Annotated in this window: 13 protein-coding genes; 2 read left to right on the top strand and 11 right to left on the bottom strand. The window is 61.7% G+C overall.

Going from position 1 to position 14937, the window contains the following annotated elements:
• Positions 1-285 precede the first annotated feature (285 nt).
• The 9 genes from dld to P5689_RS12040 form a co-directional block, all read right to left on the bottom strand.
• Positions 286-2007 (bottom strand): D-lactate dehydrogenase, encoded by a 1722-nt coding sequence (gene dld / locus P5689_RS12080; protein WP_285533335.1) that lies wholly within the window; start codon positions 2005-2007, stop codon positions 286-288.
• Between the two features lie 146 nt (positions 2008-2153).
• Entirely contained in the window at positions 2154-3416 is a 1263-nt protein-coding gene (gene serS / locus P5689_RS12075; RefSeq protein ID WP_285533334.1) for a serine--tRNA ligase, read from the bottom strand.
• Positions 3417-3438: 22 nt separating this feature from the next.
• Positions 3439-4233, bottom strand: a complete 795-nt coding sequence (gene tatC, locus P5689_RS12070) for a twin-arginine translocase subunit TatC (protein ID WP_023978650.1) — start codon at positions 4231-4233, stop codon at positions 3439-3441.
• The gene (tatB, locus tag P5689_RS12065) at positions 4215-4958 is read right to left on the bottom strand and encodes a Sec-independent protein translocase protein TatB (RefSeq protein ID WP_285533333.1); all 744 of its coding nucleotides are present in this window, start codon (positions 4956-4958) and stop codon (positions 4215-4217) included. Before tatB ends, tatC begins: the two co-directional genes overlap by 19 nt.
• 50 nt (positions 4959-5008) lie before the next feature.
• Positions 5009-5740: an SMC-Scp complex subunit ScpB gene (gene scpB / locus P5689_RS12060; RefSeq protein ID WP_285533332.1), complete on the bottom strand. Its 732-nt coding sequence runs from the start codon at positions 5738-5740 to the stop codon at positions 5009-5011.
• Positions 5740-6525 (bottom strand): ScpA family protein, encoded by a 786-nt coding sequence (locus P5689_RS12055; protein WP_285533885.1) that lies wholly within the window; start codon positions 6523-6525, stop codon positions 5740-5742. Before P5689_RS12055 ends, scpB begins: the two co-directional genes overlap by 1 nt.
• Before the next feature lie 38 nt (positions 6526-6563).
• Complete coding sequence (locus tag P5689_RS12050) at positions 6564-7802, bottom strand: SPOR domain-containing protein (RefSeq protein ID WP_285533331.1); 1239 nt, start codon at positions 7800-7802, stop codon at positions 6564-6566.
• Positions 7799-9604, bottom strand: a complete 1806-nt coding sequence (gene argS, locus P5689_RS12045) for an arginine--tRNA ligase (RefSeq protein ID WP_285533330.1) — start codon at positions 9602-9604, stop codon at positions 7799-7801. Before argS ends, P5689_RS12050 begins: the two co-directional genes overlap by 4 nt.
• 40 nt (positions 9605-9644) lie before the next feature.
• Positions 9645-10814, bottom strand: coding sequence for a deoxyguanosinetriphosphate triphosphohydrolase (locus P5689_RS12040; protein WP_031240767.1), 1170 nt, complete (start codon positions 10812-10814; stop codon positions 9645-9647).
• A gap of 58 nt (positions 10815-10872) precedes the next feature.
• Here P5689_RS12040 and erpA point away from each other — a divergent pair, with 58 nt between their 5' ends.
• Positions 10873-11244, top strand: coding sequence for an iron-sulfur cluster insertion protein ErpA (gene erpA, locus P5689_RS12035; RefSeq protein ID WP_062165699.1), 372 nt, complete (start codon positions 10873-10875; stop codon positions 11242-11244).
• Positions 11241-12008, top strand: coding sequence for an exodeoxyribonuclease III (gene xth, locus P5689_RS12030; protein WP_285533329.1), 768 nt, complete (start codon positions 11241-11243; stop codon positions 12006-12008). The genes erpA and xth overlap by 4 nt, the downstream gene beginning before the upstream one ends.
• 161 nt (positions 12009-12169) lie before the next feature.
• Here the strand turns inward: xth and P5689_RS12025 are convergent, their stop codons facing one another.
• Both P5689_RS12025 and aspS read right to left on the bottom strand, forming a co-directional pair.
• Positions 12170-13012: an EipB family protein gene (locus tag P5689_RS12025; protein WP_285533328.1), complete on the bottom strand. Its 843-nt coding sequence runs from the start codon at positions 13010-13012 to the stop codon at positions 12170-12172.
• Positions 13013-13068: 56 nt separating this feature from the next.
• Positions 13069-14904 (bottom strand): aspartate--tRNA ligase, encoded by a 1836-nt coding sequence (gene aspS, locus P5689_RS12020; RefSeq protein ID WP_122049274.1) that lies wholly within the window; start codon positions 14902-14904, stop codon positions 13069-13071.
• Positions 14905-14937: the final 33 nt, after the last annotated feature.

Genomic DNA, 14937 nt, shown 5'->3' with positions numbered 1-14937 from the left:
CGGCAACCGAGGTTGCTTCAAGTAATTCTCCGGAAATTACTCCGGTTGATTGAAGTAAAGCTCGGCCAACGCGAAATAGTGCGCATCGTGCGCCATGTGAAGAAGGAATACAGATATGTCGTCTGGTTTTTCCGTAAGCACATTTTCGTCGAAAACTATGATCTCAGTCAGGGTTTTCTCTGCAGATGCCAAATATAAAGGGGTTGGCCCACCGTAAAGGTGCGCCTCGGCCCTACGCCACCTTGCTTTGACAGGTCTTGCGCAGGGCCACCCGTTCTACTCTCCTCAGATACTTTCTGCTTTCCAGTTTCGCTTCTTTGTCGACCTTCCAATACCGGGATTGAGACAGTTACAAGGGTCCAGATCCCGGTAATGGGCAAACAGGGCATCATCGCCCTCATAGAGATGACCGAGATTATGCTCCGCTGGATAGCGGGCCCCTCTCTGGTCCAGCAGCCTGAGCATTTCATGCTCGGTCGCTTCCGCTGATTCCCCCGGCTTTAGAACGTAATCCTGATGCATCACGTGGCAGAGAAAATGCCCGTAATAGAGCTTCTCCAAAATACGGGCGTCGAGGGCTGCGGGCAAGGTTTCGGACCATTCCCTGTCGTTGCGTCGCAGCGCAACATCAAGGGCAACAATTTCCCCCACCTCATGATCATGCACCGCGCGATAACGCAGTGCCGCACCGGCTGCCGCAAACCGATGCAGAAAGGCACGCTTGCCCTCATCGGGCGTGCAGGCAAACCAGTCTGTTCCTTCTGTCGCGAACGTATCGCGCAAATGCGCCTCGACCCTGGGGGCCAGATCTGCCGAAACGCGCAGCATGAGATGGTGCTCGAACCGCGCCTCGAAGGCGAGCATACGCTCTGGAATCTGCTGGGGTAACAGACGCCCCAGCTTCTGCATGACCTTGTCGGTCAGGTGCGCAGGCAGCCATTTCCACTGACCAAGCCAGTCATCGAGCCAGGCCTTGGCCGCAAAGAGACGCGGGATATTTCTGGTGCCCGCGTAGCGTATGAGGGCCACCGTATCGCGCCCATAGGACTCGGCGATACGAAAGGCGTTGCGGTGCATGTATTCACCGGCGATCGGCAGCGTGTCATAGGCCGTCAGCAGATGGCGACGCAGATCCTCAAGCTTGTCGGTGCAGTTCGTGCCTATATAGAACACGCGGGAATCGAGCTCGGCCGGAAAGCTGTCAACGCGCACGGCAAAGACGATCAGCTTGCCTGCGCAGCCGGATGCCTCGAACAGACGGCGCTCATCCTGATTGAATCGCGCAGGTGTCTCGGCCTCAACATCGCGCACATGCGCGACATAACCGTGGTCATGCCCTTTCCGGCCGGTCCGTTCGATCTCGTCACGTGTGAACGCGCCACTCTCCAGACGGGCCAACGCCTTGAGGGGATCAGCATCCAGTTTCACGCCCAGATGGTTGACGAGTTCGAGTCGCCCCTCTGCCGTGACGCGACCATACAGGGCCATCTCGGTGTAAGCCGGGCCGCGCTGCACCAGCGCGCCCCCTGAGTTATTGCTGATCCCCCCCAGTACCGAGGCCCCGATGCAGGATGAGCCAATAACCGAATGGGGCTCACGCCCATGACGCGCGAGGCTGGTTTCGAGCTTGTGCAGGGTTGTGCCGGGCAAGCAGATCACCTGTCGGCCACCATCAAGCAGATGCATGCCGCGCAGACGACGGGTGTTGATCAGGATGACGGGGCGATCATACGCGTCGCCGTCTGGCGTCGAGCCCCCGGTCAGCCCGGTATTGGCCGCCTGCACGATCATGATCTGGTCAGCCGCTACGCAAAGCTCGGCCACACGCCAGAATTCCACCAGCGTTCGTGGCCGGATGACCGCCCTCACCTTGCCCGATCCGAACCGGAACCCCTTGGTATAGGGCGCTGTCGCATGAGGCGCGACAAGCACATGCGGCGTGCCGACGATCTGACGCAACAGCACAAGAAGCCTGTCGGCATGAAGGGTCGGTTCGGTCAGACGCATGAGGGTCTTCCTTCTCGCAATGTCAGTCACGACGCCCTTTTTAGGGGCGTGTCAGGCAGGCGCTCACCCGCACGGCCTCGATGCGACCTTATCCGACAGACTGGCTTTGCCGAGCCATCGGATACGCGTCCCATTGAGGGTAATCATCAGCCGATGCGGGTCAGGCCGCCCATATAGGGGTGCAGCACCTCGGGGATCTCAATCGCCCCATCGGCCGTCTGGCCGTTTTCCATGACGGCAATCAACGTGCGCCCCACTGCCAGACCAGACCCGTTGAGGGTGTTCACGAAAGCCGGACCGTTCTCGGTGCGGTAGCGCGCATTCATGCGGCGTGCCTGAAAATCGCGCGTATTGGAGCAGGAAGAGATTTCGCGCCAAGCCTTCTGGCCGGGCAGCCAGCCTTCGAGATCGAACGTCTTGGCAGCACCGAACCCGGTATCTCCGGCGCAGAGCAGCATACGGCGATAGGGGATATTCAGCCGCTCCAGAATGGTTTCTGCACAGCGCGTCATGCGCTCATGTTCATCCGCGCTGGCCTCAGGCGTCGTAACGGACACCAGCTCGACCTTGCTGAACTGGTGCTGCCGCAACATGCCACGCACGTCACGCCCGGCCGACCCGGCCTCGGAACGGAAACAGCTTGAAAGCGCCGCCATACGCAATGGCAACGCCTTCGCCTCAAGAATCTCGCCTGCGACACTGGCCGTGAGGGGCACCTCTGCGGTCGGGATCAGCCAGCGGCCATCCGTGGTCTGAAAGGAATCCTCGGCGAATTTGGGCAGCTTGTCAGTGCCGTACATGGCCGCATCATTGACCAGAAGCGGCACGATGGTCTCGCCATAGCCAAATTCCTGCGTGTGGGTATCGAGCATGTACTGCCCGAGCGCGCGCTCCAGCCGCGCCAGCGCCCCGCGTAGCACCGTGAAACGGGCCCCTGAAAGCTTGGCGGCCGTCGGGAAATCCATCAGCCCCAGCTGTTCGCCAAGTTCGAAATGCTGCTTGGGCTCGAAATCAAAGACAGGCACCTCACCCCATTGGTGAACAACCTGATTGGCCTCTTCATCGCGCCCTTCCGGCACGGTTTCATCGAGACGGTTGGGCAGACCGGCCAGCGTGGCGCTGATCTCGCTCTCGATTGTCGAGGCGCTGGCTTCGAGCGCCGCGATATGATCGCGCAGTTCGACAGCCTTCTGCTCAAGGGCGCTGGTATCCTGTCCGGCTTTCTTGCCCTGACCGATTTCCCTGGCCAGCACCTTGCGCTGTGCCTGCTGCTCCTGGAGGACCTGAAGGGCCGCACGACGCTCCTCATCGCGCCGCACCAGATCACCGGCGACGGGCGACAGGCCGCGACGGGCCAGAGCCGCATCAAAACCAGCCGGGTCGGCGCGAAGGGCGCGCAAGTCATGCATGTCAGTAAAGTCCTGTCAGGTTTCAGTCGATCGTCGCAGGGCGCGGCTCAACGAGACGTGCCGTAAAGATCGAGATTTCATACAGAAAGATCAGCGGCACGGCGAGGCCCACCTGGGTAATCACATCGGGCGGGGCCAGTATGGCGGCAATGACCGTTGCACCGACAATGGCATAGCGACGGAATTTCTTCAGGCCCTTGGAGGTTACTATGCCCACACGTGCCAGCAGCGTCAGCACGACGGGCAGTTCGAAAGCAGCACCGAAAGCCAGGATCAGCTTCATGACCAGAGAAAGATAATCCGAGACCCTTGCCTGCAATTCGATATGCAGCCCCTGCGAGCCTGCAGGGGCCGTCTGGAACGACAGGAAGAAGCGCCATGCTATGGGAAAGATGAAGTAATACGCCATGGTCGCGCCAAGCAGGAACATCAGCGGCGTGGCAATCAGGAATGGCGCAAAGGCCCGCTTCTCGTTGCGATACAGGCCCGGTGCGATAAAGATCCAGGCCTGCATGGCGATAATCGGAAATGACAGGAACACGGCCCCGAACACCGCCACGCGCACATAGGTAAAAAAGGCTTCTGACAGCGCCGTATAGATCAGATGCGGCTGCTCGCCCTGCTGCCGCATGATCCTCGCCAGAGGCTCGGCAAGAAACAGATAGATCTGCTCCGAGAAATGATAGCAGAGCAGGAAGGCGACGATAAACGCGACCAGAGACCAGATAAGCCGCCTGCGCAGCTCGATCAGGTGATCGAGCAGCGGCATGGCCTTGTCATCGAGGGAGTCGTTATTCGTCATGGCGCTGTCGGACATTCAGGCAGGATCACCCCCGGCGCAGGAGCCGGGGCCGTTGAGACCTCTGGGGTCATGGCAGGATAGGGCGCTTGGGCAAGATCGGGGGTCGCAGCAGCGGGATGATCGCTCATTGCGGCGTCAGGCTTTAACGATGCAGGAGGCACCGACGCAGGCGCAGCAGGTGGCGGATCGAGCGCGACACGACGCCCGTTATGAATGACCCGCAAGGGCGGAATGACGGCCGGGGCATGCCACAGCGTCTCTTCATGCCGGAGGCGACGCGCCGTTGCCGGGGGCAGGATCGCCGGACCAAAGGTCTCGGCCGGCCTGGCCGGGCTGTGGGCCTCAACCTCACCGGCCCCGTAGGCATGGGTATTGGCCGTTTCTGTCACACCAGGCCCCGTAACCGGGATCGCGTTGTCCGTTCCATGGGCCGGAGAGGAAAGCGACGGAGGAGGCGTGAAATCCAGGCTCTTGCTGATCGTCTTGTCGGAGTCGATCGTGCGCGCAATACGGTCCCGGAAGTCGAAGCGCTTCAGGTCGCGCAGATGGTCACGTGCTTCCCCCAGATCGGCCTCGCGGATCATCTCATCCACATGGCCCTGAAACTCGGACGCCATGCGACGCACGGCCTTGATACCCCGACTGACGGCGCGAATGGCGGTCGGCATGTCCTTGGGGCCGATGAAAACCAGCGCCACGACAACGATCAGCGCAATTTCCGACCAGCTAAAATCGAACATCTTCCCCACTCATCTCAGAAACCCGGCTCCGGTCTTGCACGACGCCCGGCCTAGCCCGTGCCCTTCTGGGTCACGATACGATCATTACGCCCCGAAGCATCGGGATCGAGCAGCAATTCCTCACGCCGCGGCAGAGCCCCGAGATCACTCAGCCCGAAACTGCTCAGAAAATGCGTCGAGGTCCCCCATAAAATGGGGCGACCCGGTACTTCCTTGCGCCCTTTGGGCATGATCAGTCCATCCTCGATCAGGGTATCAAGCACGGTCTGGCTCAGCGAGACGCCGCGTATGCCTTCAATATCGGCACGGGTGCAGGGCTGATGATAGGCGATGATCGCCAATGTTTCCATCGCGGAACGGCTCAGCCGGCGCGGTTTCTCCACCACCCGTGTCAGTGCCGGGGCAATTTCCGGACGTGTCCGGAACTGCCAGCCTCTTGCAACCGACACCAACTCCACTGCGTGATCCTCATATCTTGCCACGACGCAGGCCAGAACCGGCCCCAGCAGCGACTCATCGGCCCCCTGCGAGACCATGAACTGCTTCAGCGCCGTTTCGGTAACAGGCTCGGCACTGGCAAAAATCAGTCCCTCAACCAGACGGGAGAGCGCGTTCACGGCCTCGATTGCGTGGTCGCGATGCGTAGCTGCCTGATGCGCGTCAGTGACCGCATCCGAATGAGCGGTGAGACCGACCGTTGGTGAGGCGACCGACATATCTTCGGCCTGTTCCACTGCATCCGCAGAGGAAGTTGACAAGCCAGGCATGGGGAGTTCTGACATCAGCTTTCTGTCACTTCCTGAAAGTCACCCTGAGGGGCCCGAAGCATGATCTCGGCAAACACGCTCTCCTGCCGCAATTCCACCGTGCCGCTCTTGGCCATTTCCAGCCCTGCCACGAGGGCGCTGGCCATGGCGGCGGCCCGTGCCCGTGGCGATGCAGCGGATTGCGCTGGCAAAAGCGAAGTCAGTTTCTGCCAGCCCGCCACCTCACTCGTATTCAACAGGCGATGCAGGGCTGATACGGCTTCGGTCACGGTCCAGTAGCGCGGGCGTGGTGGCGCGTAGATACGTTTGCGTCCACGACGGCGGGTCATGGCCAGATAGGCGCCGATCAGCCCCATCAGATCCACCCGCAGCCCCGAGCGATCGATACGGGTCATGTCCTCGCCATAGCCACGGGCGAAGACATGTTCACCCAGTCTGGGCCGGTCATCGAGCCATACGGCCAGCGCCCTGATGGATTCCAGCTCCTGCAATAGGCCCTGAAGCAGACCGGCGGCATCTTCAGCCTCTGCATCCGGCTCGTTCTCGGCAGGGAGCAGAAGGCGCGATTTGAGCCATGTCAGCCAGGCTGCCATGACCAGCCAGTCTGCGGCCAGTTCGAGTCTGATCTGCCGCGCGCCCTCAACGAAAGCCAGATACTGCTCAACCAGTTGCAATATCGAGATCTGTGCCAGATCGACCTTCTGGGCACGAGCGAGATCGAGCAACAGGTCGAGCGGCCCCTCAAATCCGGTCAGGGAGAGATGCGGTGCCGATTCAGGATCCGCGCCACCCGGTACCATGGCCGACGAAAAGGCGGTGCTCCCCTCCCCCATACCGATCAGAAAACAGCCGGTGTGCAGGCAATCGAGCGTGCATGCAGGCGCACGCAGAACGACTTGGCGGCCTGGGTAGTGTCAAACCCGCCGACGCGCAGACGATAGAACACATGACCATTGATGGTCTTTTGCTCGATCATCGGCGTACGGTCGCTCAACAGATCACTGGCCTGCTTCGAAAGCTTGCTCCACGTCGCCTTGGCGTCGGCTTCGCTGCCAAGGGCTGCAAGCTGGACCATATGCCCGCCCGTTGCCGTATTGGCGGCTGCGGTCTTGCTGGCAGAGTCAGTGGTTGCGGAAGACGATGCCGCAGGAGGGGCCGATGCTGCCTTGGCCGGTTTCTCCGACGGTGCACGCTCAGGCACAGCTTTCTCAGGCACAGCTTTCTCAGGCACAGCTTTCTCAGGCACAGCTTTTTCGGGCATCGCCTTTTCGGGAGCTGGATTTTCCGGTGCCGCCGATGCGGCAGACCCGCCCTGATCGGCTTCACCGGGCGCTCCGGCACCTTCCGGCAGCTTCTGAACGGACGTATCGGGCAGGCCGCCAGAGGCGCTCTGCCCCGAAGCACCGGCACTGTCGGCTCCTGCATCCTGCCCCGCACCCGCGCTTGGTGCTCCAGCAGGCGCCGTTGCTCCGGCAGGGGGCGTCTCGGGGGCTGTGCGCGCCGCCAGCGCCTCGGGGCGTGGCTGCTCCGGTTCAGGGGCCAGATGGGCCTCACCCTTGCCTGTCACGTCAAGATCCGTGCCATCGCCCATGATCTGCATCCCGCCCGGATCGGCCGGGCGGTCGCGTACAGGACCGGGAGGTGGGCCAATGACGGGAATACCCCCTGAATGGCCGCCCAGCAGTGACCAGCCACCCACGCCAACCACAAGCAGCGCACCCAGACCCGCAGCCCCGTAAACGAGGCGACGTGTCATGATGTCAGAGCCCAGCAGCGACGCCAGCCCCCCCCCTGCCCCGGCGCTGCGGCGCCTGAAGACAGGTTCGTCATCGTAATCGGCGCTCAGGCGCTCACGTGGCGAAGATGTTTGTGACGATGCGCCTCGGGAGGCACGTGGTCCATCGTCATAGCTCCCGCCGCCCGTGGCGTCCGAGGGATACGAAGGTGGACGCGTATCGGTAAAGCGCGGGTCATTGGCGCGCCGGTCCGGGCCGCGGCCTGTTTCCTGGCGGGAGCGATCATAGCCCCCGTCGCCACCCGGCTGATCGTCGCGCCAGTCTGGCGTATCGTCGTTCATCGCATCTCCTCAACCGGCTCGACACCGAGAATGGCCAGGCCACAGCGCAACACGCTGGCAACCGACGCCACGAGAGCGAGCTTGGCCAGACTCGCCGGGCGGTCCTGCTCATGTAGGAAGCGCAGCGTCGTATCCTCACGGCCCTTGTTCCACAAGGCATGGAAATCAGCGGCGAGCTCACCGCAATAATAGGCAATGCGATGCGGCTCACGCGTCTGGGCAGCCCCCTCGACCACACGCGGGAAGGTCGAGAGACGACGCAGCACCGCGAGTTCCACATCGGCATCGAGGCGCGACAGATCGGCACCGAGCAAGGAGGCATCGCTCGTGCTGTCAGCACCGAACATGGTTTCGGCACTGCGCATGACAGAGCGGCAGCGCGCATGGGCGTATTGAACATAGAAAACCGGGTTGTCGCGCGTCTGGGCCACGACCGCATCGAGGTCAAAATCCATCTGCGCATCGGCCTTGCGGGTCAGCATGGTAAAGCGTACGGCGTCGCGTCCCACCTCGTCCAGCAGGTCGCGCAGGGTCACGAAGGTACCGGCACGCTTGGACATGCGCACGGGTTCGCCACTCTTCATGATGCGCACGATCTGGCACATCACGACCTCGAACTCGGTCTTGCCATCGGTTAGTGCGCTGACAGCAGCCCTCATACGCGAGACATAGCCGCCATGATCGGCGCCCAGCACATCGATCAGCACATCGGCTGCTTCGGCCTTCTTGGCGTGATAGCCGATATCATTGGCGAAATAGGTGTTGCTGCCATCGGATTTGCGCAGGGCACGATCCACATCGTCACCAAACTGGGTGGAGCGGAACAGCGTCTGGGGGCGTGGCTCCCAGTCTTCCGGCGTCTTGCCCTTGGGGGGTTCAAGCACACCCTCATAAAGCAGCCCTTTGGCGTCCAGCGCGTTGATCGCCTCATCCACCTGACCGCTGGCGAGCGTCGCGGCTTCCGAGGCGAAAACCTCGTGATGAATACCCAGAGCCGCAAGATCGGTGCGGATCTCTTCCATCATCGCCTTAAGCGTGACAGAACGCACGATCTCGAACCATACGGAAGGCTCGGCGGCCTGCCCGGCCTCGTTCGCCAGCGCCTTGCCATGCGCAGCCGCAAGAGCCTCACCGATGGGGATGAGGTAGTCGCCCTGATATTGCAGACCAGTTGGTGTCAGCGCGGCAAAAGCCTCGGTATCGACCTGCGTGCCAATGGCCTGAAGGTAGCGCCAATATGCCGCCCAGGTCAGCGCAATGACCTGCGCCCCGGCATCGTTGATGTAATATTCCTTGGTGACATCATGCCCGGTCTTGGCCAGAAGATTGGCAAGGGCATCGCCCACCACGGCGCCACGGCAATGGCCCACATGCATCGGGCCCGTCGGGTTGGCCGAGACATATTCCACATTCACGCGCTTGCCCGCCCCCAGACGCGACTCACCGAAACGCGGCCCGGCCTCGATCACGCTGCGCGCCACCGATTGCAGCACGTCAGGGCTGAGCGTGATATTCACAAAGCCCGGCCCGGCAGCTTCTGCCTTGGCGACACCCGGCAGCGCCACAAGCAACGGCACCAGATCGGCTGCGATATCGGCAGGACGACGACGGGCGAATTTCGAGGCCAGCAGGGCGGCATTGGTTGCCATGTCACCATGAGACGGGTCGCGCGTCGGCGTTACCTCGACACGGGCCGCAATCTCGTCAGGCAGATCGGCCACCACCGAACGCAATGCCTCACGCACCTGGTTCTGGTAACGGGCGAAAAGGCAGTCTGTGGTGAGCGTTGGTGTATCGGACATGAAGAGCCTTGCGTTCCTGACGTGTATTCTGCTGCCTGTATCAACCCAGCATCGAGAGTTCCGTCAACCGTCGATGTTCATCCATCGCAAATCGATCGGTCATTCCTGCGATGTAATCGGCCACGACACGTCTGCGCCCGTTCTCATCGCCCTGCTGTGCCTTTTCGCGCCAGCCATCGGGCAGCAGGCTTGGGTCTTCTGCCAATATCCCGAAAATCTCGCCCAGCGCCAAGCGGGCCTTGCGGGTCATGCGCTTCACCTTCCAGTGACGATACATGCGCGCATAAAGAAACTTGCGGATTTCCTTGTTCTCCAGCGCCACCTGCTCGCTGAAGGCAACCACGGGCCCTGGGGCCTGGCGGATGTCGTCTGACGATTCCGGCCGAAGCGCCTCGATATTGGCCCTTGTCTGCATTGTGAGATCGGTCACCAGCACATTGATGACCTGCCTTATGGTCTCATGGCGTATCCGGCGTTCGCGATCATAGCGCTCGGTCGCCCTTGCACCGCTCATCGCCCGCTCAAGCGCTGGCCCCACAATTGGCAGACCTGCGATATCCTCAAAGCGAAGCAGCCCTGCGCGCAACCCGTCATCGAGGTCATGGCCATGATAGGCGATATCATCGGCCAGCGCCGCCACCTGAGCCTCGGCAGAGGCATAGCTGGCGAAATCGAGGTGATGCTGGGCATCGTATTCCAGCAGATAGGGCGTGGGGCGTTTGACCGGGCCATTATGCTTGGCCAGCCCCTCGAGCGTCTCCCAGGTGAGGTTGAGGCCGTCAAAGGCGTGATAGCGCCCCTCAAGCAGGGTCACGAGACGCAGGGACTGGGTATTGTGGTCGAAGCCGCCATGATCCTGCATGCAGGCTTTCAGCGCATCCTCCCCCGCATGGCCAAAAGGCGTATGGCCGAGATCATGCGCCAGAGCGAGTGCCTCGGTCAGATCCTCGTCCAGGCGAAGCTGGCGGGCAATCGAGCGGGCAATCTGCGCCACCTCAAGCGAATGGGTCAGGCGTGTGCGAAAAAAATCACCCTCGTGATTGATGAAAACCTGCGTCTTGTATTGCAGCGTGCGAAACCCTGCAGAATGAATGACGCGATCGCGGTCACGCTGCCAGGGCGAGCGCGTGGGCGCATCCTCCTCGGGGTGCAGGCGGCCTCGCGCTGTCTCGCGACGCACGGCATAGGGGGCGACATCCTGACTGATCATCCACACTCTCCACTTTGCCCGCTTTAAGAGCATGGCCGGGCGCATTATATGGGAAAACATGAGCCAGACCACGCCCCCTTCCGACGCGGCCCTTGCGGGCAGCTTTTCGGTCTCGCCCGGTGCCGCTGCCCGGATTGTCGAGATCATCTCCCAGCAGGACGAGCCCGCGGGGCTGGCCCTGCGTGTGGCCGTGCTGGCAGGGGGCTGTAACGGCTTCCAGTATCAGTTCAAGCTCGACACTGACCGGGCAGATGATGATGTGGTGATCGAGCAGGACGGCGCAACGGTTCTGGTCGATCCGGTTAGCCTGGACCTGCTGGGTGGGGCCCAGCTGCAATTCGTGGACAAGTTGATGGGGGCGCATTTCACGGTCGCCAATCCCAATGCAGCCTCGTCCTGCGGGTGCGGCACGAGCTTCTCCCTCGCATGAGCTTTACCTTCGCAAGCTGGAACGTCAATTCCATCCGCCAGCGTGAGAAACACGTGCTCAACTGGCTCGACCGCGTCAAACCGGATCTGCTCTGCCTGCAGGAACTGAAATGCGAGACGCATCTATTTCCGGCAAGCTTTGCAGAGGCCGGATATCATCCGGTTGTGGTAGGGCAGAAAGCCTATAATGGCGTTGCCATGCTGGCGCGCACGCCTGTCGAGGTGGTTCATGAGCGCCTGCCCGGCTTCGCCAATGAAGCCGCCCGCTATGTCGAGATCCGCATGGCGGGCATGACGATCGGCAATCTTTATCTACCCAACGGAAATTCGGGCGGGGCAGAAGGCTTTGCGACCAAGCTCGACTTTTTCGCCGCACTCGCCGAGCGGGCCAGAACCCTGCGCGATAAGGAAGCCGATTTCCTGTTCACGGGTGATTTCAATGTCTGCCCCACAGATGAGGATTTCGCCCCCGGCGCCCTGAGCCCGGGCGATGCTCTGCTTCGCCCCGAGAGCCGCGCAGGCTGGCATCGTCTGCTCTGGCTCGGGCTGACTGATGCATTGCGCGCGCTCAAACCCTCGGGACGACACTACACATTCTTCGATTATCAGAACGCTGCCTTCCAGCGAAACGCCGGTCTGCGCATCGACCATGCCCTTCTATCGCCAGGACTGGCCGAACGTCTTGTATCGGTCACGCCCGACCGTGATGAGCGGGCGAAAGATCAGCCATCGGATCACATCCCGCTGATTGTGACACTGGCCTAGGCATTGGTTTTTGTTGGCCGTCGCTTGCGAAGGGCGCTACGGCCTTTACAGGTCCCCCTCATCCGGCTGTCGCGGCACTGGCCACACCCGCGCGCGACTAAGAGCCGACACGCTCTTGTCGGGTGTCGGCATGGCCGTCAATCGAAAGCGGAGGGTTCGTGTCAGGGGCAGTGCGGGTTTGGCAAGGTTGTCAGGCTCTCGATCTGGCCTGACAGAACATAATCACCAAAATCGATCAGCAACCTGTCCTCGACGCCGTTCGTCCAGAGGCGGTCGCTATAGGTCGAATCAGGTAAAAACGCCGCGTTGCCGACGCCAAAGCTCGCTACCGAGACCGGCACGGCGCTGAGCCCGTCAAAGAGCGCCCTGGGATTATCAGGCTTCACCTGCGCCAGTCGCCCCAGCGTAGCATAGCTTGGTGTCGCGCCATCGGTGGAAGCCCCGTCGAACAGATCGCGCTCCAGATGCAGAACACCCTTATGCGCGCCATCGAGCAATTGTAGGGTGAACTGCGTCGGAAAGACGACCCGTGCCGGCAAGGTCATGACCTTGGCCTCTGGCTTGGTAAAGCGCACCACCACATTGCCATTGCGCTGGCGTCTGGCCTCTCCGGCAGTCTCGCTGGTGGTTTCGTTATCCTGGCTCTGGACCGTGCGGAAAATGAAGGACCGGCCCTTCTTGTCCTCGAGCGTTGCCGATTGATAGCTCAGTGCCGAGACCGTGCCATCGGCACCGGTCACCTGCACATCAAGTTTCTGGCTGACCGACCAGGCGTCGCACAGATCATGAATCTGGTAAGTGGCCTGACCGCCCGCCGTTGCCAGCGACCCCGCCTTGAGACGGGCGAGATCGAGCGTGTAGGTCACCTTATGGGCAAGCAAGGCAGGTGCAGCCTTCGGGGCTGACGCCGCATGCGCCGGGGAAGCCAGACCACCACACAGGGCCAGCAAGAGACCCGACAGCGTACCGGCACCTGCTGAGGCCACAGCCCGAAAGCGGAGCATCGCAGGCGATGCTCCTTTTACCCGGCTCAACCGCATTGTTCTGCTCCGAGGGGTTCTCAGGCAGCCCCATCCTTCTGGCCAGCTTCTTTCTGTCCCCCGTCCTTGACGACCGCAGCCTTGGGCTTGGGCGGCAGGATGGCGAGCGAAAGCTCCTTCAGGCGCGCGGGCTCAACCGGTGCCGGGGCTTCCATCATGAGGTCTTCACCGCTTTGGTTGAGCGGGAACAGGATGACCTCACGAATGTTCGGCTCATCGGCCAGTAGCATCACGATGCGGTCCACACCCGGTGCCGAGCCACCATGCGGCGGGGCGCCATAACGGAAAGCGTTGAGCATGCCGCCAAAGCGCGCCTCGACCACGTCTTCACCATAGCCGGCAATGGCAAAGGCACGGATCATGACTTCCGGCAGATGGTTACGGATGGCACCCGAGGAGAGCTCGATGCCGTTGCAGACGATATCGTACTGATAAGCCTTGATGGTCAGCGGGTCCTGCGAGTTCAGCGCCTCAAGCCCGCCCTGCGGCATGGAGAACGGGTTGTGCGAGAAGTCGATCTGACCCGTCTCCTCATTGCGCTCGAACATCGGGAAGTCGACAATCCAGCAGAAACGGAACGCGTCCTGCTCGATCAGATCGAGCTCCTGCGCGATGCGCGTGCGCACCTGACCCGAGAACTTGGCCACGGCATCGCCTTCGCCTGCGGCAAAGAACACGGCATCGCCCGCCTTTAGGCCACAGGCTTCACGAATGGCCTCAACGCGATCGGCTTCCAGATTCTTGGCAATCGGGCCCTTGCCGCCATCTTCCTCGAAAATGATGTAGCCGAGACCGCCCGCACCGGCGTCACGCGCCCAGCTATTGAGCTTGTCGAAGAAGCCACGCGGACGCGTACCAGCACCGGGGGCCGGAATGGCGCGTACCTCGCCGCCATTGGCCGCAATACGGGCAAACAGGCCAAAACCGGAATTGGCGAAGGCTTCTGTCACCGTGCTGATCAGAAGCGGGTTTCGCAGGTCCGGCTTGTCGGAGCCATAAAGACGCATTGCCTCGTCATAGGGGATACGGCGGAAAGGCGCTGTATCGACCTTGCGGCCCTTGCCGAACTCGGCAAACAGGCCGCTCAGCACGTCTTCCAGAACGGCAAACACGTCTTCCTGCGTGGCGAACGCCATCTCGAAATCGAGCTGGTAGAACTCGCCGGGGCTGCGATCAGCGCGTGAGGCTTCATCGCGGAAGCAGGGGGCGATCTGGAAATAGCGGTCGAAACCCGCGACCATGGCCAGCTGCTTGAACTGCTGCGGTGCCTGCGGCAGCGCATAGAACTTGCCCGGATGCAGGCGCGCAGGCACGAGGAAGTCGCGTGCACCCTCAGGCGAGGATGCGGTCAGGATGGGCGTCTGGAACTCAGTGAATCCGTGGCCGATCATGCGCGAGCGCATGGAAGCTATGACTGCCGAACGCAGGCGGATATTGGCCGCCATCTTTTCACGACGCAGGTCGAGGTATCGATATTTGAGACGCAGATCCTCGGGGTAGTTCTCGTTGCCCGCCACCTGGAAAGGCAGCACGGCGGCATGGGAGCGAACCTCGATCTCGCGGGCGCGCAGTTCAATGGCGCCTGTGGGGAGATGCGGGTTGCGCTGGCCGTCTTCACGCGCCACGACTTCGCCCGTAACGGTAATCACGCTTTCGACGCGCAGACGCTCTACTGTCTCCAGCAGATCCGTCCCCGAAGGAATGACAATCTGGGTGACGCCGGTCTGGTCGCGCAGGTCGATGAAGAGAAGACCACCATGATCGCGCTTGCTGTGAACCCAGCCCGACAGACGGACGGTCTGGCCGGCGTCGCTTTCGCGCAGGGCGCTACAGCTATGCGTGCGATAAAGGTGCATGGGCGTCTTCCTGATTCGTAACCACGGGGTTGC

It is taken from the genome of Asaia sp. HumB (assembly GCF_030263835.1).
GTDB lineage: Bacteria > Pseudomonadota > Alphaproteobacteria > Acetobacterales > Acetobacteraceae > Asaia > Asaia bogorensis.
The sequence above is the reverse complement of the archived record's forward strand: the minus strand, read 5'-3'. Positions and strand labels throughout refer to the sequence as shown.

What these genes read in the sequence shown, in the direction of transcription:
- dld (WP_285533335.1), bottom strand. Translation starts at nt 2,007, where the DNA reads ATGCGTCTGACCGAACCGACCCTTCATGCCGACAGGCTTCTTGTGCTG.
- serS (WP_285533334.1), bottom strand. Translation starts at nt 3,416, where the DNA reads ATGCATGACTTGCGCGCCCTTCGCGCCGACCCGGCTGGTTTTGATGCG.
- tatC (WP_023978650.1), bottom strand. Translation starts at nt 4,233, where the DNA reads ATGTCCGACAGCGCCATGACGAATAACGACTCCCTCGATGACAAGGCC.
- tatB (WP_285533333.1), bottom strand. Translation starts at nt 4,958, where the DNA reads ATGTTCGATTTTAGCTGGTCGGAAATTGCGCTGATCGTTGTCGTGGCG.
- scpB (WP_285533332.1), bottom strand. Translation starts at nt 5,740, where the DNA reads ATGTCAGAACTCCCCATGCCTGGCTTGTCAACTTCCTCTGCGGATGCA.
- P5689_RS12055 (WP_285533885.1), bottom strand. Translation starts at nt 6,525, where the DNA reads ATGGTACCGGGTGGCGCGGATCCTGAATCGGCACCGCATCTCTCCCTG.
- P5689_RS12050 (WP_285533331.1), bottom strand. Translation starts at nt 7,802, where the DNA reads ATGAACGACGATACGCCAGACTGGCGCGACGATCAGCCGGGTGGCGAC.
- argS (WP_285533330.1), bottom strand. Translation starts at nt 9,604, where the DNA reads ATGTCCGATACACCAACGCTCACCACAGACTGCCTTTTCGCCCGTTAC.
- P5689_RS12040 (WP_031240767.1), bottom strand. Translation starts at nt 10,814, where the DNA reads ATGATCAGTCAGGATGTCGCCCCCTATGCCGTGCGTCGCGAGACAGCG.
- erpA (WP_062165699.1), top strand. Translation starts at nt 10,873, where the DNA reads ATGAGCCAGACCACGCCCCCTTCCGACGCGGCCCTTGCGGGCAGCTTT.
- xth (WP_285533329.1), top strand. Translation starts at nt 11,241, where the DNA reads ATGAGCTTTACCTTCGCAAGCTGGAACGTCAATTCCATCCGCCAGCGT.
- P5689_RS12025 (WP_285533328.1), bottom strand. Translation starts at nt 13,012, where the DNA reads ATGCTCCGCTTTCGGGCTGTGGCCTCAGCAGGTGCCGGTACGCTGTCG.
- aspS (WP_122049274.1), bottom strand. Translation starts at nt 14,904, where the DNA reads ATGCACCTTTATCGCACGCATAGCTGTAGCGCCCTGCGCGAAAGCGAC.